Source organism: Vibrio sp. 10N.261.51.F12 (genome assembly GCF_041471725.1).
In the GTDB taxonomy this organism is placed as follows: Bacteria; Pseudomonadota; Gammaproteobacteria; order Enterobacterales; family Vibrionaceae; genus Vibrio.
The window spans coordinates 1-222 of record NZ_JBFROV010000071.1; the positions used below are offsets into that span (position 1 = coordinate 1).

Genomic DNA, 222 nt, shown 5'->3' on the forward strand with positions numbered 1-222 from the left:
CGTGACGTACCGGAAGGCTCTGATGTGGATGGCACCGTGGCGTCGTATGCTCTAGAGACTGATATCCCAGACGACAAAGGCAGCCTAAGTTTCAATAATGGTACCTATACCTTTGATCCAGGTGAGGACTTCCAAGGCCTAACCGATGGTCAGAAGGAAGACGTGACCTTTACCTACGTTGCCATTGACAACGAAGGGCTACCGAGCGAGCCACAAACCATC

General features: G+C 51.8%; 1 protein-coding gene. It reads left to right on the forward strand.

Annotation, left to right across the window (positions count from 1 at the left end; genetic code table 11):
- A partial coding sequence (locus tag AB4405_RS24290) for a hypothetical protein (RefSeq protein WP_372063107.1) occupies positions 1-222 on the forward strand: 222 nt, incomplete at both ends.